Source organism: Micromonospora sp. NBC_00389 (assembly GCF_036059255.1).
GTDB lineage: Bacteria > Actinomycetota > Actinomycetes > Mycobacteriales > Micromonosporaceae > Micromonospora.
The window spans coordinates 5,450,471-5,474,064 of record NZ_CP107947.1 but is presented as its reverse complement, the minus strand read 5'-3'; the positions used below and the strand labels follow the sequence as shown (position 1 = coordinate 5,474,064).

Below are 23,594 nucleotides of genomic sequence, written 5' to 3'. Positions count from 1 at the left end.
GTGCCGCCGTGGGTGACCTGCGCAAGCCGTTCCTGCTGCTGGCGATGCTCGCCGTCGTCCTGGCGATCGGGGTGGAGTTGGGCGCCGGGCTGCTGCTCGGCGGCGCTGACGCCGGCACGGCACTGGTCGACAGTGCCGGCGACCTCGACGTGGAGCTCGACGACGTGTCCGGGGTCAGCGAGCCGTCCGGCCGGGGCACCGGCTACCTGGCGTTGATCGACGCGGTGGCGGTCTGGAGCACCGGGCTGTTCTGCCTGGGCCTGCTGCTGCCCGAACGGATCCAGGGCCGGGTGCAGGGCGTCGCCAGCCTGATCTTCTCGATCATCCTGATCATCGTCGGGCTGATCGCGCTGATCGTGGCGTTCGTGGAACTGATGATCATGGTGTCGTTGTTCCTGGCCGTTCCGTTCGGCACGCTGGCCTATCTGGCCCTGTGGGGGTTCTTCCCGGTCGGCGAGGCGGCGGTGCTGCTCGGGCTGGTACTGCTGCTCAAGCTGGTCTGGGCCGGGCTGCTGGTGCTGGCCCAACCGCGCTTCCTGCAGAACAAGGGCCTCGTGCTGCTGATCCTCACCACCCTGCTGTGCACGGTCGTGCTGGAGTTCCTGCACAACCTGGTGCCGGTGATCCTGGTCAGCATCGTCGACGACGTGGCGGCGCTGGTCTTCGCGGTGATCGCCATCATCTGGGGGCTGGTGCTGCTGATCGGTTCGATCCCGGCGATCGTCAAGGCCGTCCGGGTGACCGCCACGCTGCCCACCCGTTGACGTTTCGGCGATCGGCACCGCCCCGGTGGATCGTCTGTGATCCTGGCGGCGTGGACGGGACGCCGGCGTGCGACGCAGTGGAGCTGCGCGTGCACGGCGTCTCCGGGGTGACCGCGGAACGGATCCTCGATCACCCGATCGTGGTCCGGGTCGCCGGGGACACCCACGCGGGCTTCTTCCGACCCCGTCCGGGGAGCGGCGTCGCCGGTGGGGCCACCCCCGGAGTCACCGTCGAGGCGTACCACTGGGGATCCCTGACCGCCGGCGCCGCGGTCCGGTCGGCCTCGATGCTGTTGCTGCTGCCCTTCATGCTGGGCAACCTGGCCATCTGGCTGCGGCCGCCGGGGCAGGACCGGTGGGGGTTGCTCGGCGTGCTCTGCCGGCTGCTCGCCGGCACCCTCACCGCCACCTTCGTGCTGGCGATCGTGGGCGTCACGCTGGATCTGATCGGCTGGCAGTGCGTGCCCTACCCCGGGTGCCGGGCCAGCCGCCCCTACCTGGCCTGGCTCTACACGCTGCCGTCCGGCCCCCGGCTGGCTCTGCTCGCGCTCGTCCCACTGCTCGCGCTGCGGGTCGTCTGGGCGATCGGCGTCCGGTCCGCGCGGGCGTTCGAGGGCTTCGGCCCGTCGTCCGCGCAGCCGCCCGCCCCCGGTCAGACCGAGGGCCTCAAAGACGCCGGTTTCTGGCACGACGAGCGGACGATCGGTTGGCTGCGCCAGGTCCACGTGGCGCTCGGCGTCGGCACACTGAACGTCAGCCTGCTGGCGGGCATCTCGCCCGGCGGCGTCGGCGTATCCGGGCACATCGTGCAGTTCGTGGCGGCCGTCGGGCTGCTCGTGTTCTGCGTGGTCCTGCTCTGCCTGCCCGTGCCCGCCACCACCGCGCGAACCCGGCGGTTACTGCGATCGGTGTGGACGGCCACCGCGGGGGTGAGTGTGCTGTGCCTCGGCTCTGCCGCCCTCGCGGGCGCGGCACCGTCCGGGTCCGGCAAGCTGCCCGGGTACGAGGGCGCGGCAGCTGGCGTGGTCGCGGCCCAGGGCGTCCTGCTCGTCGTGCTCACCGTCGTGACGTACGCCCGCCAGCGCACTGCCGGCGCCCACGCCCGCCACTTCCTGCGCGGGCTCGGCACCCCGATCATGGCGGCGTCGGCGGTGAGCGTCGGTGCCGCCTTCACCGCCACCCTGGTCTACCGGACCGCCGACGCCCTCGACCACGGCGACATTCCCGATCCGATCCGGCCCAACGCGTCGAGCCTCGGCCCGCTGGAGCCGCCGGTCGCCTACTGGTGGGCCGCACTCGCCGGGCTCACCGCGCTGCTGGTAGGCGCGGCGGCTGCCTCGGCCACGCTCCTGCTGAGCCGGCAGCGACGACGCCGGCTGGCGGCACGCGTCGTGGAGCGGGACTACCCGAACGCGCCGGCGCAGGAGCAGAACCGGCTACGCCTGGTCCGGGAGACCATCGCCCGGTCCCGGTTCACCGAGGAGCTGGGACCGGTACTCATCGCGTTCCTGGTGATCGCGTCGCTCGGGCTGGTCACCGTCGCCCTGGACCTGATCGGGATCGGTCCCACCCAGCTCGCGGCCCGGCTCGGCGGACACGGTGGCGCGCCGGCGGTGGTCGCCGCCTACGTCACCGACGCGGGTGTGTGGGTGATCAGCCTGCTGGTGATCTGCCTCATGGTCCTCGGTTTCCGCGCGTACCGGTCTTCCCAGACCCGCCGGGTGGTAGCGGTGCTGTGGGACCTCGGCACCTTCTGGCCCCGCACGGTCCACCCGTTCGCGCCGCCCAGCTACGCCGCCCGCACCGTTCCGGAGTTGGCGAAACGGGTCACCGGGCTCGCCGCGCGCGGGCCGGTGATCCTCTCCGGGCACAGTCACGGCTCGGTCCTCGCCGCCGCCACCATCCTGCAACTACCGCCGTCCGTGCTGTCCCGGGTCTCGCTGCTGACCTACGGCTCGCCGCTACGCCGCACCTACGCCCGGCTCTATCCGGCGTACCTGGGGCCGCAGACGCTCTGCGACCTGGGCGAGCGGATCGGGTGGCGGTGGCGGAACCTGTGGCGAGACACCGATCCGATCAGCGGGCCGATCTTCCCCGGGGCCTCGGACGCACCGCCGTCCTGCGCCGACCCGGCAGCAGACGACGTCGACCTCCGGCTCCGCGATCCCCGCAGCCTGACCATCGACCCGGCGGATACCGTGCCGCCCCCGCTCGAGCGGCACTGGCCCTACCACACCCAGGCCGCGTATCAGGCGGCGGTCCGCGAGCTGACCGATCGCTCCCGCTGACCACTCGGCGTCAGCGCCCCGGGCGTGCACATCGGCCTCAGGGCACCGCCCCGACCAGGGCCGCAGCCCGGTTCCGGTCGAGCGTCCCGTCGGCCACCCACACCCGGTACCGGCCGTGCCGGGTCTCGCCGGCCACGACCACGGCCGGCCGGTCGAACGCGAACGCCACGCAGACCCCCGGGTACATCGCGGTCCGCACGAACCACCGGTCGCCGCGCCCGAGACCGGCGAAGACCAGGGTGTACGCCCCGCCGCCCGGCCCGACGCCGGTCAGCGCGAGCCACGGCGCCGCACTGCCGTTGACCGCCTCCTCCCCTTCGGCGTCGGCGGTGAACACCGCCGGGTCGCCGTCGGCGGCGGCCCGCCAGAAGAACCCGCCGTAGCCGGCCCCACCAGGCCGACCGTTGGTGGCCGGGCTGCCCAGGCGCACCTCCCGATCGCCCGGGGCGGTGAGGGCGGAGTCCAGGTCGAGCCGCCAGGCGTCCGGTGCCACCGCCGACGCGGCGAGCCGACGCCGCTCGGTCAGCAGCGTCCGGCCGGCACGGTCACGCCACTGGAGGTCGTGCGCGTACCGGTCCGAGGCCCGCTCGACGTGACCGGCGTGCGCGATGACCCCGTGGTCGTCGCGCCAGGTGTATCCGACGTCGCGGACGTAGGTGCGTCCGCCCCAGAGGTTGGCGCCGTTCACGTCCTGCACGGCGAGGGAGGCGCCGAGGTGCCACACGTGGTCGGCGGGCAGGGCGTCGGTGACGACCGTGCCGCCCAGGGTGCGTACCGGGTGCAGGTACGGCCGGGGACCGTGCCGCACGTCCAGCTCCGGGTCGAGCACGTACCGGGCCACCTCCGTCCCGTTGACCAGCAGCCGTGCCGGCTCCTCGGTCGTGGTGGCTGGGCCGGGGTCGGTGGCGCTGTGGCCGGACGGACGCTCGGTGGTCATGGCAGCTCCGGGTGGGCAGGGAGCGACCGGCGACCGGCGACGGCGTACAGGGCGGCCACCGTGTAGCCGGCGAGGATCGGCACCGCCACCGGCGTGACCAGGACGCCGAGCAGCCCGGCCAGCGCGGTCACCCCGCTGAGGGCGGCCCAGCGGGCGGGCTGGTCGAGGCAGGCGCGGGCGGCGGACCGGGCCGCCGCCCGCCACCGCCCGCCCCCGTTCCCGCCCACCTCGACGACGACCAGCCCGGCCCACCCGGCCAGGCCGGCCGTGACCAGCGCGGTCAGCAGCAGCGCGGGCGGGCCGCCCGGCACCCGGCCGGTGGCCAGGGCCGCCAGGTCGGCGGCGAGCAGCCCGGCCACGGCGACCGCCAGCAGGCTGACCGGCACGCCGGGCAGCACCGAGCGACCGAACCGACCCACGGTGGCCCGCGCCGGCGGCCAACTGCCGGTACGGGTCCAGTCGTGCACCGCCGCGCTGGCCGTGCCGACCGCTGCAGCGGCGGTGACCAGCGGTGCCGCCGCCAGCACCAGCAGGATGCCGAGCAGCGCCAGGTCGGCCGCGTCCCGGGCGACGTCGCGCCAGTCCCGCCGAACGCCGGTGTCCTGCGGCTCAGCCCTTGATACCACTGGTGTTGATCCCCTCGACGAGCATCCGCTGGAACGCGACGAAGAACAGGAAGACCGGCAGCAGCGACAGCACCGACATGGCGAACATCGGCCCGACCGCGCTCTGGCTGGTCGAGTCGATGAACAGGGTCAACGCGACCGGCACGGTGTAGTCCTCCAGTTGGGACAGGAAGACCAGCTGCCGGAAGAAGTCGTTCCAGGTCCAGATGAACGAGAAGATCGCCGTGGTGACCAGCGCGGGTCGGCTCAGCGGCAGGATGATGTGCCGGAAGATGCCGAACGGGCCGGCGCCGTCGATCCGGGCCGCCTCGTCCAGCTCGCGTGGGACGCCCCGCATGAACTGCACCATCAGGAAGACGAAGAACGCCTCGGTGGCCAGGAACTGCGGGATGAGCAGCGGGAGGTAGGGCCAGTCCCCGCCGACCAGTCCGAGGGTCCGGAACAGGATGTACTGCGGCACGATCAGCACGTGTTGGGGCAGCAGCAGCGTGCCGATCATGACGGCGAACCACATGCCCCGCAGGCGGAACCGCAGCCGGGCGAAGGCGTACGCGGCCAGCAGGCAGGAGAGCCCGTTGCCGACGACGGTGAGGAGGCTGACGATCGTGCTGTTGAGGAAGAACCGGCCGAAGCTGACGTCGAAGTTGGACCACCCGGCGGTGTAGTTGCCCGGGGGAACCGCTCCGGCAGCAGCCCGACGTTGTTGACGATCTCCTCCTGGGACTTCACCGAGGTGCCCAGCATCCAGATCAGCGGGTAGAGCACCACGGCGACGATCGCCACCAGGATCAGCAGTCGCAGTGCCGACCGTCCGCCGGTGCGCCGACGCCCTGTCGGCGCCGGCCCGGTCGGTACGCTGGCCGTCGGGGTCACCGCCACCATCACCGGTCCTCCCCGTCGGAGTAGTGCACCCAGAACCGCCCGGTGCTGAAGAAGATCGCGGTGATCACCGCGATGGCGAGCAGGAACACCCAGGCCATGGCCGACGCGTAGCCCATCTCGAGGTCGGTGAAGCCGGTGATGTAGAGGTTCAGCGTGTACATCAGGGTGGAGTCGACCGGACCGCCGGTGCCGTTGCTGAGCACGAACGCGGCGGTGAAGCCCTGGAAGCCGTTGATCGTCTCCAGCACCAGGTTGAAGAAGATGATCGGGGAGAGCATCGGCAGGGTGACGTTGCGGAACTGGCGGAAGCGCCCGGCACCGTCGACCGACGCGGCCTCGTACAGCTCGGTGGGCACCTGCTTCAGGCCGGCCAGGAAGATCACCATCGGTGCGCCGAACTGCCAGATGGCCAGCACCATCAGCGTCTCCAGGGCCCAGTCCGGGTCGTTGACCCACGGCTTGCCCTGGATGCCGAAGAGGCTCAGCAGCGAGTTGAACGCGCCGTCGCGGTTGAACATGTTGACCCAGACGATGGCCAGCGCGACGCTGCCGCCGAGCAGCGACGGCAGGTAGAACAGCCCGCGGAACAACCCGACCCCGCGCCAGGCGCGGTTGAGCAGCAGCGCCACGCCGAGTGCCGCGGCCAACTTCAGCGGCACGGCGACCAGCGCGAAGGTCAGGGTGACGCGCACCGAGTGCCAGTACGACGGGTCGGCGGTGAACATCCGCTCGTAGTTGGCCAGCCCCACCCACTGCACCTCGGAGAAGGGGGTGAGGATGTCGTAGTCGGTGAAGCTCAGGTAGAGCGACAACAGCATGGGGATCGCCGTGACACCCATCAGACCGATGAGCCACGGCGACAGGAAGACGTACCCCGCCAGACCTTCGCTGTGCCGGAGGCGTCCGGGCCCGCGCCGGTCGGCGTGGGCCCGGACGGATCCGGGGCCAGGTCGGGTCGGGTCGGGTGCCGTGGTCAACGCCACGAACAGCTCCTCTCCTCGCCTGGTGGGGCGGTCAGGCGATGGCGGACTTGCACGCCTCGATGAACTGGGCGGCTGCCGCGGCGGGGGTGCCCCGGCCGTACTGGGCGTTCTCGGCGGCCTTGATCAGCTCCGAGCGGACCTTGCTGTGCCCCTTGATCGGCACCTGCGGGGACTCGCCGAACTTCTGGGTCAGCTCCGCCTCGACGGCGATGGACTGCTTCATCGCCGGGTCGGTGGTGTCGTCGCTGACCACCCGGCGCAGGTCCTGGTTGGACGGCAGGCCCCGGTCGGTGCCGAGCAGCTTGACCGCCTCCTGGTCGTTGTTCAGGAAGTTGATCACGTCGACGGCGACGTCCTTGTGCTTGGTGCCCTTGAACACCGACCAGTACATCGAGGCCCGGGCCCACTGCGCGCTCGGGTCACCGGGGTAGGCGACCACGCCCAGATCGTCCTTGGTGTTCTTCTTCAGGTCCGGCATCTGGTTGGCCCAGACCCAGGAGGTCGCCGACTTGCCGGTGACCACCAACTGCTTGGTGATGTCGCTGGAGTTGCCCTCGTGGATGACGTCGGCGGTCGGCGTCGCCTTACGGTCCCGGGCGCCCTTCCACAGCTCGAACCACTTGGTCACGTCCTCGGCGGTGAAGCCCAGTTCCTTGCCCTTGTAGAGGTCCTTGCCCTGCTGGCGCAGCCAGACCCAGAACGCCTTGTAGTCGGCGCTCGGGTCCTGGGTGCCGGGCACGCCGGCCTTCTTCGACACCTCCTCGGCCCAGGCGATGTGCTGCTCCCAGGTCATCCCGGTGGTCGGCTCGGGCAGGCTGTGCTTGGCCAGCAGCGTCTTGTTGTAGACCAGGCCCTGGGTGTTCTCCCCGGCGGCCAGGCCGGCGAGCTTGCCGTCGACCACGCCGTACTGCCAGAGGCTCTTGGGGAACTTGGACGTGTCCAGCTTGCCGGACTCCTGGTAGGAGGTGAGGTCCAGCGTGGTGCTGCGGGCCGCGTACTCGGCCAGGTAGTTGTCGTCGATCTGGAAAAGGTCTGGCGGGTTGCCGCCGGCGGTGAGCGTGGCCAGCTTGTCGAAGTAGCCCTGGTTGGCCTGCCAGGTCTTCTCGAAGGTCACGTTCGGGTGCTTCTTGGTGTAGAGGGCCAGGGCGTCCTCGGTCAACTTGGCCCGGGCGTCGCCGCCCCACCAGAAGATGGACAGCTTGACCGGGGCGTTGGGATCGGCGGATTCGTCGTCTCCGCCGCAGGCGGCGGCGCCGAACAGGAGCGGTGCGGCGACCGTCGCGGCGAGCAGGCCGCGCAGCAGCCGCCGCCGGGGCAGCGGGGTACGGTGGGTGCGCCCGACGGACGCGCTGGCGGTGGGGGGCGTTGCGGGGTGCATGTGCGCTCACTCCTCGGCATTAGGAGGCGACGGCGTCACCGGTGGCCGCGGTCGGGGTGCCCGGGCCCGCAGGGCAATGCGGGTCCGGGCTCTGCGGCGCGGCCAGGGGACGTACCGGTCGGGCCTGCGGGCCCGGGCCGGTCGAGTCGCGGATGACCAGTTCGGTCTGGAGCATTACCTGTGCGGTGGTACGACGGACGCCGAGCGCCGTGCCGGCACCGAGCCCCCGCGCGCCGCGCGGTGACTCGGTGTCCTGTTGCAGCAGCATGTCGACGGCCGTCCGGCCGGCGGCCGCGGTGGGTGTGGCCACCGTCGTCAGTTTGGGGCGGGTGAGCCGGCTCAGGGCGATGTCGTCGACCCCGACGACACTCACCTCCTGCGGCACCCGGACCCCGAGCGCGTCCAGCCCCTCGATGAGGCCGATCGCCATCAGGTCGTTGTAGGCGAGCACGGCCGACACCCCGCTGCGGCGCACCTGCTCGGCGACGGCGGACCCACCCGTCTCGGTGGGCGCGTTCGGGCCGAGCAGGGTCAACTCCGCGCCGCCAGCCCGGGCGGCCGTGGCGGCGGCCCGGCGCATCTCCCGGTTGGTCCACGAACTGCGTGGCCCGCCGAGGAGCGCGATGCGGCTGTGGCCCAGGCCGATCAGGTGCTCGATCGCCGCCCGGGCGCCCTGCCCGACGTCCATCAGCACGCAGGGCAGGCCGGTCACCTGGCGGTTCACCACCACCAGCGGGACCTCGCGGCTGAGCTGCTCGATCAGGCTGTTGCTCATCCGCGGGCTGCACAGCAGCACCCCGTCCACCTGCTTGGCCAGCGCGTGGACCAACTCCTCCTCGGTGGTCGGGTCCTCGTTGGTGTCGGCCACGAAGACGTGGTAGTCGCGGTGCCGTGCCTGGCTCTCCGCCGCCTTGATCAGCGGCGGGAAGAACGGGTTCGCGATGTCCGCGATGATCAGCCCGATGTTGTGCGTCCGCCCGGTGATCAGGGCCCGAGCGGCCCGGTTCGGCCGGTAGCCCAGGTCCTCCGCGCAGGCCAGCACCCGTACCCGGGTCTCCGGGTTGACCAGGTGCGGAGCGGAGAAGGTGCGGGACACGGTCGAGATGTGCACCCCGGAGGCACGGGCGACGTCCCGGATGGTGACTGGCACGGCGGCCCCTTCGTCCGATGTGGCGGCGGTCACGTGGGTGGGGCCAATTAATGCAAACGGTTGCGCCAGTGTCAACGGTGGACGATTACGGTTCTGTTGCGTCAGCGCTCCTACTGGCGACCCGCAGCTCCGCAAACACTGACATTTACCGCCGATTGTGCCGCCCTCGTTGACGCGATCAGATCGAGCATGATTACTTCACTGCAAACCTTTGCAGGATCACCCGGGGAGGCGACCGAATGTCACCGAGTGCCGACGGCCGGGTCCGGTACGCCGTCGTGGGCGCCGGCGCGCGGGCAGAGATGTTCGTCCGGGCACTGGTGCTCGACCACGCCAACTCCACCGAGCTGGTCGCCTTCGCCGACGTCAACCAGGCCAGGATGGACGCGCACAACCGCTGGCTGACCGAGCTGGGGCACCGGCCGGTGGCCACCTACCCGGCCGGCGACTTCCTGGCGATGCTGGACAAGGAGCGCGTCGACGTCGTCCTGGTGACCAGCGTCGACGTCACCCACGACGAGTACGTGGTGGCCGCGCTGCGCGCCGGCCGGGAGGTCGTCACCGAGAAGCCGATGACCGTGGACGCGCCGCGCTGCCGGCGGATCCTGGACGCCGTGACGGAGATCGGCGGCCGGGTGACGGTCGCCTTCAACTACCGCTACAACCCCCTGCACGAGCAGGTCCGCCGGCTGCTCGCCGAAGGCGCGGTCGGCGAGATCGGCTCGGTGCACTTCGAGTGGCTGCTCGACGTGCGGCACGGCGCCGACTACTTCCGGCGCTGGCACCGGGACAAGGCCACCTCCGGCGGGCTGATGGTGCACAAGGCCAGCCACCACTTCGACCTGGTCAACTGGTGGCTGGCCGCCACCCCGGTCGAGGTGTACGCGGCCGGGCGGCTGTTCTTCTACGGCGACACCGGCCGCCGGCACGGCTACGCCCGCGACTACGAACGGGCGCACGGCTCCCCCGCCGCCGTCGACGACCCGTTCGCGCTGCGACTCGACGCGCACCCCCGGCTGCGCGAGTTGTACCTCGACGGCGAGGCCGAGGACGGCTACCAGCGCGACCGCAACGTCTTCGCCCCGGGAGTGAGCATCGAGGACGACATGGCGGTGCTCGCCCGCTACTCCACCGGCGCCACGATGACCTACCACCTCACCGCGTACGCCCCCTGGGAGGGCTACCGGGTGATGGTCAACGGCAGCCGGGGCCGGCTGGAGCTGGAGGTCACCGAGAACGACTTCGTCGACCGAGGCACCGCCGGCGCGGTCAAGGGCGCCGCGCTGCACGGCACCGAGGCGCCCGCCGAGGGCGGCGGCGCGACGCTCACTCTGCGCCCGTTCTGGGCCCCGCCCCGGCAGATCCCGGTCGAGGGTCGCACCCGGCACGGTCACGGCGGCGCGGACGCCCGGATGACCGACGTGCTCTTCGGTGGCCACCCCGACCCGCTGGACCGCGCCGCGACCGCCGACGACGGCGCCCTGGCCCTGCTCACCGGCCTGGCCGCCAACCGGTCCTTCGAGACCGGCCAACCGGTCCGGGTCGCCGACCTGCTCACCCCCCGCTGACCCACCCGACGAGGAGCCCAGCCCCGTGTCGACGTTCGACCACACCGACCTGCTCCTGCCACCCGAGCCCGGCCAGCGCGCGCTGGCCCGGGAGCTGTACGCGCTGGCCGCCGAGCAACCCATCATCTCGCCGCACGGGCACGTCGACCCGGCCCTGCTCGCCGAGGACCAGCCCTTTCCGGACCCGGCGCAACTGCTCATCGTGCCTGACCACTACCTGACCCGGATGCTGCTCAGCCAGGGCGTACCCCCGGCGGAGCTGGGCGTTCCCACCCGCGACGGCAGCCCGGTGGAGACCGACGGCCGGGTCATCTGGCGGCGCTTCGCCGCGCACTGGCACCTGTTCCGGGGCACCCCGTCGCGGCTCTGGCTGGAGCAGACGTTCCGCACCGTGTTCGGGGCGCACACCCCGCTGAGCCCGGCCACCGCCGACACCCTCTACGACGAACTGTCTGCCCGGCTCGCCGAGCCGGACTTCCGGCCCCGGGCGCTGTTCGAACGGTTCGGCATCGAGGTGCTGGCCACCACCGAGTCGCCGCTGGACGACCTCGGTCAGCACGCCAAGCTCGCCGCCGACGGCTGGGGTGGGCCGGGCGGCCGGGTGGTCACCACCTTCCGTCCGGACGACGTGGTGGACATGGAGTTCGAGGGCTGGTCGACCAATGTGGAGCGACTGGGCGAGCTGGCCGGCGAGGACACCGGCACGTATACCGGCTACCTGGCCGCGCTGCGGGCCCGCCGGGCCGCGTTCATCGCCGCCGGGGCGACCTCCTCCGACCACGGTCACCCCACCGCGCGCACCCTGGACCTGGCTCCGGAGGAGGCCGCGCGGCTGTACGACCGGGGCCGGCGCGGCGAGGCAGACCCGGCCGACGCGGAGGCGTTCCGGGCGCACATGCTGGTGGAGTTCGCCCGGATGTCACTCGACGACGGCCTGGTCATGCAGTTGCACCCCGGCGCGGTGCGCAACCACAACCGCTGGCTGCACGCCCGGCACGGCCGCGACGTCGGCGGCGATATCCCGCAGGCCACCGAGTACGTGCACGCGCTCGCCCCGCTGCTCGACCGTTACGGCAACGACCCCCGGCTGCGGGTGGTGCTCTACACCCTCGACGAGGACACCTTCACCCGCGAGCTGGCGCCGCTGGCCGGCGGTTACGCCGCGCTGCTGCTCGGCGCGCCCTGGTGGTTCCTGGACTCCCCCGAGGTGCTGCGCCGATTCCGGGAGACGGTCACCGAGAGCGCCGGCTTCTACAACACCACCGGGTTCGTCGACGACACCCGGGCGTTCTGCTCCATCCCGGTCCGCCACGACGTGGCCCGTCGGGTGGACGCCGGCTTCCTGGCCCGGCTGGTCGCCGAGCACCGGCTGCCCATGGACGAGGCGGCCGAGACCATCGTCGACCTGGCGTACCGGCTGCCGAAGCGGGTCTTCAACTTTGGGAAGGAACAACAGCGGTGACGGTCACCATCACCTCCGTCGAGGTGCACGACGTGCGGTTCCCGACCGCCGCTCGGGGCGACGGCTCCGACGCGATCAACCGGGGCGACTACTCGGCGACATACGTGGAGCTGGGCACCGATGCCGGGCCGACCGGCGCCGGGTTCACCTTCACCAACGGCCGGGGCAACGAGATCACCTGCGCGGCGGTCCGTGCACTGGCCCATCACGTGCAGGGCCGCACGGTCGAGGAGATCGCTGCCGAGCCGGTGGCGTTCTGGCGATCGCTCAGCGCCGACGTGCAGCTGCGTTGGTTGGGCCCCGAGAAGGGCGTCATCCACATGGCGACCGGCGCGCTGGTCAACGCGGTCTGGGACCTACGGGCCACCCTGGCCGGCAAGCCGATGTGGCGGTTCCTCGCCGAACTGCCCACCGACGAGCTGGTCGCCAGCATCGACTTCCGGCACATCACCGACGCGCTCACCCCGGACGAGGCCGCCGCCATCCTGGACAAGGGATTGATCGGAGGGGATGGCAGGCTCGCGGAGCTCACGGAAAGTGGTTTCCCTTCGTACACCACCTCGGTCGGGTGGCTCGGCTACCCCGACGACAAGGTGCGGGCGTTGACCCGGCAGGCGTACGACGACGGCTGGCGGGCGATGAAGATGAAGGTCGGCGGCCCACTCGCCGACGACCTGCGCCGGGCCCGGATCATCCGGGCCGAGATCGGCCCGGACGCGCTACTCATGATGGACGCCAACCAGGTCTGGGACGTCGACGAGGCGATCACCGCGATGACCGAGCTGGCCGAGGTGGACCCGTACTGGATCGAGGAGCCGACGCACGCCGACGACATCCTCGGGCACGCCCGGATCGCCCGCGCGGTCACCGAGCTGACCGACGGGCGGTGCCGGGTGGCCACCGGTGAGGTGGCCGCCAACCGGGTGATCTTCAAGCAACTGCTCCAGGCCGAGGCGATCGGCGTGATGCAGATCGACGCGTGCCGGGTCGGCGGCGTCAACGAGGTCCTCGCGGAGCTGCTGCTGGCGGCCAAGTTCGGGGTGCCGGTCTGCCCGCACGCCGGCGGCGTCGGCCTCTGCGAGTACGTCCAGCATCTGGCGATCTTCGACTACCTGCGGGTCGGCACCGGCCTGGACGGGCGGATGGTCGAGTACGTCGACCACCTGCACGAGCACTTCGTCGACCCGGTACGTACCCGGGGCGGCCGTTACCTGCTGCCCGAGCGGCCCGGCTACAGCGCCACCATGAAGCCCGCGTCGATCGCCGAGTTCCGCTTCCCGGACGGCCCGGCATGGCGGTGACCGTCGGCGCCTCCCGACTCGGCCTGGGCATGCTGCGTCAACTGCCCGCCGAGGCTCGACCGCTGGTCCGGCCGGGCACCGTGCAGGCCGGCATCGTCCACCTCGGGCTCGGTGCGTTCCACCGGGCGCACCAGGCCGTCTACACCGAGGCCGCGGTCGGTGCGGCCGGCGGCGACTGGGGCATCGTGGCGGTCGCCCCGCGCAGCACCGCCCTCGTCGAGGCGCTCGCCGCGCAGGACAACCTGTTCAGCGTCAGCACCCTCTCCGCCGCCGGTAGCGCCACCCGGGTGGTGGGCGCGCTGAGCGGGGTACGGCACGCGGCCAGCGACCCGGACGCCGTGGTGGCGCTGCTCGCCGATCCGGCGGTGCGGGTGGTGACGCTGACCGTCACCGAGAAGGCGTACCAGCTCGACCCGGTGACCGGCCAGTTGTGCCCCGATTCGGCGCTCGCCGCGGACCTGGCCGGCGGCCGGCCCCCGACCACCGTGCCGGGGCTGCTGCTGCGCGGGCTGGCCGCCCGGGCCGCGGCGGACGCCGGGCCGGTGGCGCTGGTCAGCTGCGACAACTTGCCGGCCAACGGCCGGCGGTTACGCGGCCTGGTCGACCAGGCCGTCGGCCGGGCCGCCGGGGTACACGCCGGGCTGCTCGACTGGGTGACCGGCAACGTCACCTGCCCCGGCACCATGGTGGACCGGATCGTGCCGGCCAGCACCCCGGAGACGATCGAGGCGGCACGCCGGGCGCTCGGCGTGACCGACCTGGCCGCGGTGGCCGCCGAGCCGTACGCGCAGTGGGTGATCGAGGACGACTTCCCCGGCGGCCGGCCGGGCTGGGAGCACGCCGGGGCGGTGCTCACCGACGACGCCGGTCCCTGGGAGCGGTTGAAGCTGCGCACCCTCAACGGCGTGCACTCGGCCGCGGCGTACCTGGGCGCGCTGGCCGGGCGTGAGACAATCGCCGACGCGCTGGAGATCCCGCACCTGACCGATGTACTGCGCCGGCTGATCGCCGAGGACGTGGCGGCAAGCTTCACCCCGCCGGACGGGGTACGGGTGGTCGACTACGGCGAGCAGGTCCTCGCTCGGTTCGGCAACCCGGCGATCCGGCACCGCACCCTGCAGGTGGCGATGGACGGCTCACAGAAGCTGCCGCAACGGATCCTGCACACCATCGCCGACCTGCGTGCGTCCGGCAGGTCCGCCCGCTGGGGCGCGCTGGTGGTGGCCGCCTGGTTGCGCTTCGTGCTGGGCCAGGCCGACGACGGCCGGCCGCTGCCGTTGCAGGATCCCCTCGCTGGGGCGATCCGGGCCGCGCTGGACGCCGGCACGCAGAGCCCGGCCGGCGTGGTCGACGCGGTCTTCGCGCTGCGCGAGGTCATCCCTGCCGAGGTGGCCGGGGACGACGAGGTTCGGGCCGAGGTGACCGCCTGGCTGACCGCGCTGGAGCGACACGGCGTCGAGGCGACGCTGGCCGGTGCCCGGTGAACGGGCCGACGCTGGCTTGCGGCCCGGCCAACGCGCCGACGCGGGTTGGTGCCCCGGTCAACGGGGCGACGTTGGTTGGTGCCCGGTGAACGGGCACACGCCGCCGACCCGGGTGGCGGTGATCGGAGCGAACGGGCACGGCCGGTGGCACCGGCGGGTGATCGCGCCACTGCACGCCGCCGGACGGCTGCGGCTGGTGGCCCTGGTCGACGTCCGGCCGGTGGAGGACGAGCCGGCGGCGCCGGTGCCGCCCGGAGTCGGGGTGTTCACCGAGCACCAGGCGATGCTCGCCGCCGCGCAGCCGGAGGTGGTGGTGATCTGCACCCCGCCGCACACCCACCTGCCGATCGCCCGGGACGCCCTGGCCGCTGGCGCGGACCTGCTGCTGGAGAAGCCGCCGGTGCTGTCGCTGGCCGAGCACGAGGAGCTGACCCGGGCGTTGGCGGCCACCGGCCGGGTGGCCCAGGTCGGCTTCCAGGCGCTCGGTTCGGCGGCGTTGACCGCGCTGACCGACGCGCTGGCCGCCGGCCGGGTGGGCACGGTCACCGGCATCGCGACGGTCGCCGCCTGGCAACGGCCGGACGCCTACTACGTCCGGTCCCCGTGGGCCGGTAAACGGACCCTGGACGGCCGACCGGTACTGGACGGCGCGCTGGCCAACCCGCTCGCGCACGCGGTGATGCAGTGCCTGGCGGTCGCCGAGGTGCTGGGCGGTGCGTCGCCGTGGCCGACGGCGATCGAGGTGGAGCGCTACCGGGTCCGACCGATCGAGGTGGAGGACACCGCGGTGCTGCGGGTCCGGTTCCGCGCCGGTCCGCCGGTGCTGGCGGCGGTGACCCTGGCCGCCGAGGAGTTCGTGGCGGGCGAGGTGGTGGTGACCGGCACAACGGGGCGGGCGGTGCTGGAGTATCCGACGGACCGGCTGCGGCTGCCTGGGGACGTGGTGACCCGCCGGGTCCCGGGGCGGCGGGGCCTGCTGGAGAACCTGCTCGCGCACCGGGCCGACCCGGACGGGGTGCCGCTGATCGCCCCGCTGGCCTGTACCGCGCCGTTCACCGCGCTGCTGGACGCGTTGCGGGCCGCGCCGGAGCCCCGGTTGCTCGACGGCGACCTGGTCGCCGACGTGGGCGAGGGCGGAGATCGGGTACGCCACCTGCGGGGAATCGCCGATGTACTGCGCCGGACGGCCGAACGGGGGGCGCTGCCGAGCGAGCTGGCGGTGCCGTGGGCGACCCCGGTGTACCGCGCGGAGCTGGCGGGTTAGTCTCCGTCTCCCTGTTGGGTGGCCCGTTCCGGGCTGAAAACTGTTCTCGCCTGTTGCGCTGTGCCGGTGGTTGGTGGTGCCGTGGTGGGGTCGCCCGCTGACGTCGTCGCCTCCTTGGTTCGGTTCAGGCCGTGGGTTAGTCGGATGCTGGTGGCCACGCTGATGGGCCCTTCACTGTTGCTTCGAGCACGAGGATTAGATTCGCTGTCCCTCTGTGGTCACCGCGGGCGACGCCGTTGGCGGGTTCGGCGCGGGCAGGGAGGGTCACGTGTTGGAGGAGACTCAGGAGCGCGAGGAGATCATCGAGCGGATCGCCGCGCTGGATATCGGTAAGTCCTCGCTCGTGTGTTGTGTGCGGCTGCCCCACCCGGACAGACCGGGTCGGCGGGTGCAGGAGGTCGAGACCTTCTCGACGATGACCCGGTCGCTGGGGCGGATGGCCGAGCGGCTGCGCAGCTTGGGTGTGACCCGGGTGGTGATGGAGGCGACCAGCGACTACTGGAAGCCGGCGTTCTATCTGCTGGAAGCAGCCGGGTTCGAGACGTGGCTGGTCAACGCCCGCGATGTCAAACACCTGCCGGGACGACCCAAGACCGATCGGTTGGACGCGGTGTGGCTGTGTAAGGTCGCCGAGCGGCAGATGCTGCGGCCGAGTTTCGTGCCGCCGCCGCAGATTCGGATGCTGCGCGACCTGACCCGCTATCGAGTCGATCTCGTCGCCGCGCAGACAGCGGAGAAGAACCGGGCCGAGAAGCTCCTCGAAGACGCGCAGATCAAGCTGTCCGTGGTCGCCTCCGACATCTTCGGCACTTCCGGGCGGGCCATGATGGCGGCGTTGATCGCCGGTGAACGCGACCCGCGCCAGCTCGCGCAACTGGCCCGGTCCAGCCTCCGCCGCAAGATCAGCATGTTGGAAGAGGCGTTCGTCGGTCGGTTCACCGACCATCACGCGTTCCTGCTGAGCAAGATGCTCACCCGCGTCGACGCGATCGAGGCCGACATCGCCGACGTCGACACGCAGATCGAGGTCTGCATCGCCCCTTTCGCGCAGGCGGCCAGCCGGCTTGAGCACATCCCCGGCGTGGGACCGGTGGCCGCGCGGGCGATCATCGCGGAAATCGGCGTGGACATGAGCCGTTTCCCAACCCCGGCCCACCTGACCTCATGGGCCCGGTTCTCACCCACCGTGAAAGAATCCGCAGGCCGCAAGAAAGGCAGCGGCTCCACCAGCCACGGCAACCCCTACCTGGCCCGCGTCCTCGGCCAGATCGCCGTCAGCGCCGCCCGCACCCCCACCTTCCTCGGCGAGCGCTATCGCCGCATCGCCCGCCGACGCGGCGCCAAACGCGCCATCGTCGCAGTCGGCCGATCCACCCTCATCATCATCTGGCACCTTCTCCACGACCCCGAGGCCACATTCCACGACCTCGGCGCCGACTTCTACGACACCCGCGTCAACCCCGAACGACGCGCCCGCAACCACATCCGACAACTCGAAGCCCTCGGCTACACCGTCACCGCCGAACGCACCCACCTACCCACCGCAGCCTGACCGCACCACCACACCGAGTCCGGCTCCGCCGGACGCTGCCGCGCGCCCACCCACCCTCAGTTTTCGGATTAGGGGGCGACGGCAACCGGAGTGCAAACACCGCCCGGACTCCTGCGGGCCACATCGGACAGATCCCCCGATTCCTCGACCGGTGAGGTCGGGGCAATGCCGGTCGAGCCGGACAACTGCAACATTCCTGCACACAATACATATTGACTCTCATAAAACATCGAACCTACCGTTCCTGGTGACTGCCGAATCACCACCAGCGAACGGGAAGAATCGATGCGCAGAATCCTCACCGGCGCTACGGTGATCGCCCTCCTGCTTGTTGCCGCACCGGCCGGCGCCGCGCCCCGCCCAGACTCACCGGCCGCCGCTGTCACCGGCCCGGACTCGCCGGCCGCCGACCGGCTCTCCTGGTCGGCCCGCCACCTCGGTCGGCAGGCGCTGCCCGGGAGGGACGGCTGGGCGGCCGAGGGCGCCGGGACCAGCGGCGGATCGGCGGCGACCCCCGAGCGGACCCGGGTGGTCCGCAGCCGGGCCGAACTGGTCGCCGCGCTGGGCGGCGACAACGCCAGCAACGCGACCGACGCCACCCCGAAGCTGATCTACGTGGACGGTGCCGTCGACGGCTTCGAGGGACCGGACGGCACGCCGCTGAGCTGCGGCGACCTGGCCGACCCGGCGTACCGGCTGGACGCCTACCTGGCCGCGTACGACCCGGCGGTGTGGGGTCGGGTGGCGCCGGCCGGGCCGCTGGAGGAGGCCCGGGTGCGCTCGGTGGCCAACCAGACCCGGCAGACCCAGATCAACGTCGGCCCCAACACCACCATCGTCGGGCTACCCGGCGCCCGGCTGAGCGGGCTCACCCTCATGATCGACCGAGCGTCGAACGTCATCGTCCGCAACGTGATCTTCGTCGACACCCGGGACTGCTTCCCCGCCTGGTCCCCGACCGACGGCGAGGCCGGCAACTGGAACAGCCAGTACGACCAGATCTCGGTACGCCGCAGCGAGCACGTCTGGGTCGACCACAACACCTTCACCGACGGCGACAACCCGGACAGCGCCCAACCGACCTACTTCGGACGGCCGTACCAGGTGCACGACGGGTCGCTGGACGTCACGCACACCGCCAGCCTGGTCACCGCCTCCTGGAACCGCTTCACCGGACGCGACAAGCTGATGCTGATCGGCTCGTCCAACACCGTCGGCCCGGACGTGGGGCGGCTGAAGGTCACCCTGCACCACAACCTCTTCGACGGTGTCCTGCAACGGCTGCCCCGGGTGCGCTTCGGCCAGGTCGACGTCTACAACAACCACTACCGACTCGGCGGCGCCGACTTCCAGTACGCGCTCGGCGTCGGCGTGCAGTCCGCGTTGTACGCGCAGAACAACTTCTTCACCCTGGACGCGGCGGTCGACCCGGCCGACCTGCTCTACGACTGGGGCGGCACCGCGCTCACCGAGCGGGGCACCTGGGTCCGCCGGGGCGGCGGTCCGGCGCGACCGGTCGACCTGCTGGCGGCGTACAACGCGGTGCACGAGCCCGACCTGGGGGCCGACGCCGGCTGGACGCCGACCCTGCGCCGCGACCCGGTCCTGCCGGCACCGCTGGTCCCGCTCCTGGTCGGGCCGCTCGCCGGCGCCGATCGGCTGCCGATCTGAGCAACCGGCCCACCATCGTTCCCACGACCGGGCCGAACGCCGTGACGGCGTTCGGCCCGGTCCCGTGCGGTCGGGTCGGCGACGCACGGGGCCATCGACATGGTGAAGATCGGCTATAAGTGACGCATGGACTTCCCGCCGCACCTGGGCAGCATGCCGATGCACGCGATCACCGAGATCCACGGCGAACCGGGCCTGCTGGAGCGCTTCCGGTTGGAGGTCCTGCAGTTCGACGACCACGCCCGGGCCCGGCTGACCGCTGCGCTCGACCTGGCCGCCGACCTGCACCGTGACGACCGGCGGGTCCGCGAGCCGTACCTCAACCACCTGCTGCGGGTGGCCATCCGGTTGATGCACCACTACCAGGTACGCGATGTGGACGTGATCGTCGCCGGCCTGCTGCACGACGCCGTCGAGGACCACCCGGCCGACCTGGCCGGCGGTGACGTGGGCACCGACCCGACCAGCGCCGCGCTGGCCGCTTTGGCCAGCCGGTTCGGGCCGCGGGTGGCCACCCTGGTCGCCGCCGTCACCAACCCGGCGTACGACCCGCAGCGCGACCGGAACGTGCAGTACCGCGAGCACCTGGCGGTCAGCCTGGACCGGGAGCCGTGGGCCCGGGTGATCAAGGTTTCCGACTTCACCGACAACGGCGTCGGGGTGATCCACACGGTCGGGCCGAAGGTCGTCTCATCGGCCCGCAAGTACCGGCCGCTGGTGCCGCTCTTCCGGGAGCTGATCGCCCGACCGGACACGCCGCTGTCGCCGGCGGTGAAGCGGCACATCTTCGGCCAGCTCGACCTGGCCGAGGAGCGGTTCAGCGCGATCCTGGACCAACCCGTCCACCCGAACTGACCAGGCCGGGGGCATCACCCGACCGGGTTCCGCGACAAGATCTCAGATCTCCGAAGAAACCTCTCGCATTACGGTGGGTTTGCTCCAGATGGGACGAAAGAGCCCGCTAGCCACCGGCCATGCCGGCCCGCACCAGGTGCTCCAGCCACGGCGTCGGCGCTACCCCCAGCTCCCGGCTCAGGTCGGCGCGGAACAGCTCGAACCGGCGCATCGCCTCGTTGATGTTGCGCTCCGCCAGGTGCACGGCGATCAGCGTCCGAGTGGCGCTCTCCTGTAGCGGCTCCAACTGCACGGCGGTCAACGCGACCTGCACGGCCTCGCTGAACCGGCCCTGGGCGGTGAGCCGCTCGGCGAGGGCCTCCAGCGCGTACAGCTGCGTCTGGCGCAGCCGCTCCCGTTCGGTCAGCACCCAGTCGTCGTACCAGCCGGGCAGCAGCTCGCCGGTCGCCAACGCTGGCACGCCGGGACCGGTACCCACCGGTGACCCGCCGGCCAGCAGGGTGGCGGCAGCCGCGCCCAGGGTGGCCACGTCGCTGGTCACCCCGGCGGCCAGGGCCAGCCGGTCCTGTTCCTCCACGAGCGGCTCGGTGGTGATCCGTCGGCGTGCGCTCTCAACGGCGTGGCGGCGGGCATATCGGTCACGGGTTGTTAGCGTGAAACGCGGATCCGTGACCATGGAGGGGTGCCATGACAGACACCCCCGATGGGCGGCCGAGGCCGGCGGATCGGTGGAGGCATCGGGGCATCCGCGGGCTGACCATCACCCGGGACGTGAGTGTCCGCAGTTGGCGTTGGTGGGCACGGACCTGGGATCGACTGGTCGCGGCGCTCCAGGATGAGGCACCCGTGGGGCTGGGCGCCGACCCGTCTCCGTCCGGTCCGCTCGTCGAACAGCGCGACGTGCCCCGGCTGATCGTGGTCCCTGCCCGCGGCTACGTGTACTCGTTCTACATCCGCGCCACGTTCGCCTGGTCGTCGCCGTCGAGCCTCCGGTCCGAGGTGTTGAGCTGGTACGTGCAGTACTTCCAGCCGAACGCGGTCCAGCGGCTGACCCGGCTCGCCGCAGACGCCGCCCGAGACCTACCTCCGCACCGGGCAGCGGACCTGGAGTTGGCCTTGCAGCGGGCGCTCGCCGACGACCCCACGTGGGACTATCAGCGGGGCGACATCGTCATCACCTGCCAACCCGATGCCACCGTACGGCTCGACGAGCGGATCATGCCGACGTTCCAGCCGCACGTCGACCGGCTGATGAAGCTGGAGTACCAGTTCGACGAGCAGCTGCGAAAAGCCACCTACGCCCAGGAGCTGAGCCGGCGCTGGGCCGCGATCCTCGGCGAACACGTCGACGCCGAAGACGAGGACGTCGCCGACGCCCGCCAACACATGCTCACCGCACAGAGGGAGGCAGCCCGCTGGATCAGCGAACTCCTCCACCACCACTCTCAACACCCCACCGACCCGCCGGCCCCGCCCCCGATCCCACCCCAGCAAAGCCGCCCCAGCCCCGCCCCGCCGCCCTCCCATCCCAGTCCATGATCACTCGGTGCTCGGCAGTTCGGCACCCTGACGACCACTCACCAGAAAATGATCATGGGCGGGGTGACTGACGGCGAGGATGGTCAGGGTTTGCGAACAGGGGCACTGCGATCAAGCCGCTTTGTACACAGTGTCGAGATGCCATTCCAGGAATTCGGCACGCGGTCGATCGCTGCGCCGCTCCGGAAGGGCGATCTGCTCGCCCGCCTTCGCATAGAACTGCTCGCCATTGCCGAACTCGCTCCGAAGCCGAGGACTGACCATGAGCCGATGTTTCGGATCGACGCCCAGATAGCCCCGGTCGAAAAGGATGTGCACGTCCGACTTGAGTAGCAGGCCGTTGTCAAGCCGATGCTCGCCACCCATCGGAAGCGGACGGATGTGCGCGGCCTGCAGCACAGGCTGGACCTTGTTGCCGGTGATGGCGCAGCGCCGGCCGTAGGCCCCCAGAACCACCGCCTTGAATGACTGCCGCCCCAGCCGCTGGGGCACCAATCGGGGATCCCCATAGACGGGACCAGGACGATGCCAGGGTCCGTTCAGATCCACCTCGGCTGACGTCCCGATCAACCGGTGCATCAGCAGATCGAAGTATCCCGCTACCTCGGCATCAGCCAGGTTGTAGGTCTTGCCCTGCACGACGTTCGACGCGAATGCTGGCGGTGGGTCGACGGTCGACGCATCGTGAAAGAAGGTGACGTCACGAACGAATATGCAGCCGATGGTCGGATCCTCTCCGGAACCAATCGCCTGCTTGCGGTAACGCCCGACGCTGTAACGCATCTCATCGATGCTCGCAGCACCATTGGCCTCGCCGAAGAGCTCCCAGGCCTCCGAGATTCGAAGCTGGGTGAAGCCGCTGAAGAAGCCTCCACCAACCACCCGGTTCAGTGGAAAGTGCGCCTTGAAGAGGAAGGGCTCGCCTGGGGTGAGCGCGCGGAAGGCACCGCCAGAGGGCCGCCAGAAGTTGACCTCATTCAGCTCGGGACGCTCCGCGAGGAATCGGTACCACCTCTCGTCCGTCACACCTACGAAGGCCTTCACATCGAACAGGGTGCGTGAAAGTTGATCTGAACGCCACCATCTGAACGGTCACGTGCGCTTGCGTCGTGACGCCACAGGTGCTGGAGCAAGATCGTGCTCGATCCTGGAACGAGTGGCTTTCGCAGCGACCCGATACCACTACATCGAGGATCGAGCAGGATCATCCGGACCAGCACCACTCCACGTTCGCTGGTCGGCGACGATCAGGGGCGAGCGGAGGACGTCAGCGTGCTGTCACGTCGGATGTCACGGTTGATCGGTCGAGAAGCGCTGCTGCAAGGCGGACGACTGTTCCACCGATCCACCCCGGACGCCGAGGCTGCGCCGGGCCATCCGGTAGTAGGCATCACGGGCTTCGTTGACCCGGGTGAGCATGACGGCGATGTCCGGCGGCGGGTCGACGATCCCGCGAGCGAGCCGTTCGACCTGCCAGACCGCGTCCCGCCAAACAGCGGCGGCGGCGACCGTCGGCTCGTCGCCGAGCAGCAGGAGGTTCTCCCAGACGATGGTGCGCCTGGCGTCCGCCTCGGCCAACCGGGCCAGCCCGTCCTCCCGGTCGATGGGGTGGCTGTGCGATCCCGGCCGGTGATCGGCCGTCATCCGCAGCGCCACCGCGTGACTCTCCTTGATGGCGTGCGCGTACTCGACGTACGCGTCGAGCCGCCGCTCGTCCCACCGGATGCTCTGGCTGCGCCGCCACCTTGCCCGGTCGGCCAGCGAGGTGGCGAGGATCGTGCCCAGGGTGCCGACCAGTACGCCGAGGAGTGCCGGAAGCTGCGTCAGAAGGGTGCCCACGAGCAGAGGCTGCCAGCACCGGGCAAGCCCCGCCAGCCGCTACCCGGCGGG

19 protein-coding genes and 1 pseudogene are annotated in these 23,594 nt (G+C 71.3%); 11 read left to right on the top strand and 9 right to left on the bottom strand.

Translation table 11 applies throughout. The annotated features are described in order from the left end of the window. The first annotated feature begins 8 nt into the window (after positions 1-8). Positions 9-764 (top strand): hypothetical protein, encoded by a 756-nt coding sequence (locus OG470_RS25830; protein ID WP_328416250.1) that lies wholly within the window; start codon positions 9-11, stop codon positions 762-764. Positions 765-814: 50 nt separating this feature from the next. Next, entirely contained in the window at positions 815-3,052 is a 2,238-nt protein-coding gene (locus tag OG470_RS25825; protein ID WP_328416249.1) for a hypothetical protein, read from the top strand. A gap of 37 nt (positions 3,053-3,089) precedes the next feature. Here OG470_RS25825 and OG470_RS25820 read toward each other — a convergent pair whose 3' ends face one another. The 6 genes and pseudogenes from OG470_RS25820 to OG470_RS25795 form a co-directional block, all read right to left on the bottom strand. Beyond that, positions 3,090-3,989, bottom strand: a complete 900-nt coding sequence (locus OG470_RS25820; RefSeq protein ID WP_328416247.1) for a PmoA family protein — start codon at positions 3,987-3,989, stop codon at positions 3,090-3,092. Next, on the bottom strand, positions 3,986-4,615 hold the full coding sequence (locus OG470_RS25815; RefSeq protein WP_328416245.1) for a hypothetical protein: 630 nt from the start codon (positions 4,613-4,615) through the stop codon (positions 3,986-3,988). The genes OG470_RS25820 and OG470_RS25815 overlap by 4 nt, the downstream gene beginning before the upstream one ends. Beyond that, positions 4,599-5,497 (bottom strand): annotated as a pseudogene (locus OG470_RS25810) (carbohydrate ABC transporter permease). The gene OG470_RS25815 and the pseudogene OG470_RS25810 overlap by 17 nt, the downstream one beginning before the upstream one ends. Continuing rightward, entirely contained in the window at positions 5,497-6,480 is a 984-nt protein-coding gene (locus OG470_RS25805) for a carbohydrate ABC transporter permease (RefSeq protein ID WP_328416243.1), read from the bottom strand. The pseudogene OG470_RS25810 and the gene OG470_RS25805 overlap by 1 nt, the downstream one beginning before the upstream one ends. A 31-nt stretch (positions 6,481-6,511) precedes the next feature. Continuing rightward, positions 6,512-7,858 carry an ABC transporter substrate-binding protein gene (locus OG470_RS25800; protein WP_328416241.1) on the bottom strand — a complete coding sequence of 449 codons (1,347 nt, stop codon included), beginning with the start codon at positions 7,856-7,858 and terminating at the stop codon, positions 6,512-6,514. A 19-nt stretch (positions 7,859-7,877) separates the two neighbouring features. Next, complete coding sequence (locus OG470_RS25795) at positions 7,878-9,008, bottom strand: LacI family DNA-binding transcriptional regulator (protein ID WP_328416240.1); 1,131 nt, start codon at positions 9,006-9,008, stop codon at positions 7,878-7,880. A gap of 239 nt (positions 9,009-9,247) precedes the next feature. On the opposite strand from OG470_RS25795, the gene OG470_RS25790 reads away from it, so the two are divergent. From OG470_RS25790 to OG470_RS25755, 8 genes are all read left to right on the top strand, one after another. After that, on the top strand, positions 9,248-10,576 hold the full coding sequence (locus tag OG470_RS25790) for a Gfo/Idh/MocA family protein (RefSeq protein WP_328416239.1): 1,329 nt from the start codon (positions 9,248-9,250) through the stop codon (positions 10,574-10,576). 25 nt (positions 10,577-10,601) lie between these two features. Then, entirely contained in the window at positions 10,602-12,038 is a 1,437-nt protein-coding gene (gene uxaC, locus OG470_RS25785) for a glucuronate isomerase (RefSeq protein WP_328416237.1), read from the top strand. Next, complete coding sequence (locus OG470_RS25780) at positions 12,035-13,339, top strand: enolase C-terminal domain-like protein (RefSeq protein ID WP_328416235.1); 1,305 nt, start codon at positions 12,035-12,037, stop codon at positions 13,337-13,339. Before uxaC ends, OG470_RS25780 begins: the two co-directional genes overlap by 4 nt. Beyond that, complete coding sequence (locus OG470_RS25775) at positions 13,330-14,823, top strand: mannitol dehydrogenase family protein (RefSeq protein WP_328416233.1); 1,494 nt, start codon at positions 13,330-13,332, stop codon at positions 14,821-14,823. The genes OG470_RS25780 and OG470_RS25775 overlap by 10 nt, the downstream gene beginning before the upstream one ends. Positions 14,824-14,908: 85 nt before the next feature. Further along, entirely contained in the window at positions 14,909-16,087 is a 1,179-nt protein-coding gene (locus OG470_RS25770; RefSeq protein WP_328416231.1) for a Gfo/Idh/MocA family protein, read from the top strand. Between the two features lie 268 nt (positions 16,088-16,355). Next, positions 16,356-17,639 (top strand): IS110 family transposase, encoded by a 1,284-nt coding sequence (locus tag OG470_RS25765; protein WP_328416230.1) that lies wholly within the window; start codon positions 16,356-16,358, stop codon positions 17,637-17,639. Positions 17,640-17,924: 285 nt separating this feature from the next. Beyond that, a complete protein-coding gene (locus OG470_RS25760; RefSeq protein WP_328416229.1) occupies positions 17,925-19,310 on the top strand; it encodes a pectate lyase family protein in 1,386 nt (461 codons plus the stop codon). 126 nt (positions 19,311-19,436) lie between these two features. After that, on the top strand, positions 19,437-20,165 hold the full coding sequence (locus OG470_RS25755; protein ID WP_328416227.1) for an HD domain-containing protein: 729 nt from the start codon (positions 19,437-19,439) through the stop codon (positions 20,163-20,165). Between the two features lie 106 nt (positions 20,166-20,271). Here OG470_RS25755 and OG470_RS25750 read toward each other — a convergent pair whose 3' ends face one another. Further along, positions 20,272-20,742: an AfsR/SARP family transcriptional regulator gene (locus tag OG470_RS25750; protein WP_328416225.1), complete on the bottom strand. Its 471-nt coding sequence runs from the start codon at positions 20,740-20,742 to the stop codon at positions 20,272-20,274. 194 nt (positions 20,743-20,936) lie between these two features. Here OG470_RS25750 and OG470_RS25745 point away from each other — a divergent pair, with 194 nt between their 5' ends. Then, complete coding sequence (locus OG470_RS25745; protein WP_328416223.1) at positions 20,937-21,704, top strand: hypothetical protein; 768 nt, start codon at positions 20,937-20,939, stop codon at positions 21,702-21,704. A 111-nt stretch (positions 21,705-21,815) separates the two neighbouring features. On the opposite strand, the gene OG470_RS25740 is transcribed toward OG470_RS25745, so the two are convergent. Both OG470_RS25740 and OG470_RS25735 read right to left on the bottom strand, forming a co-directional pair. Then, positions 21,816-22,748: an HNH endonuclease gene (locus OG470_RS25740; protein ID WP_328416221.1), complete on the bottom strand. Its 933-nt coding sequence runs from the start codon at positions 22,746-22,748 to the stop codon at positions 21,816-21,818. Between the two features lie 246 nt (positions 22,749-22,994). Further along, positions 22,995-23,543 (bottom strand): hypothetical protein, encoded by a 549-nt coding sequence (locus OG470_RS25735; RefSeq protein WP_328416219.1) that lies wholly within the window; start codon positions 23,541-23,543, stop codon positions 22,995-22,997. Positions 23,544-23,594: the final 51 nt, after the last annotated feature.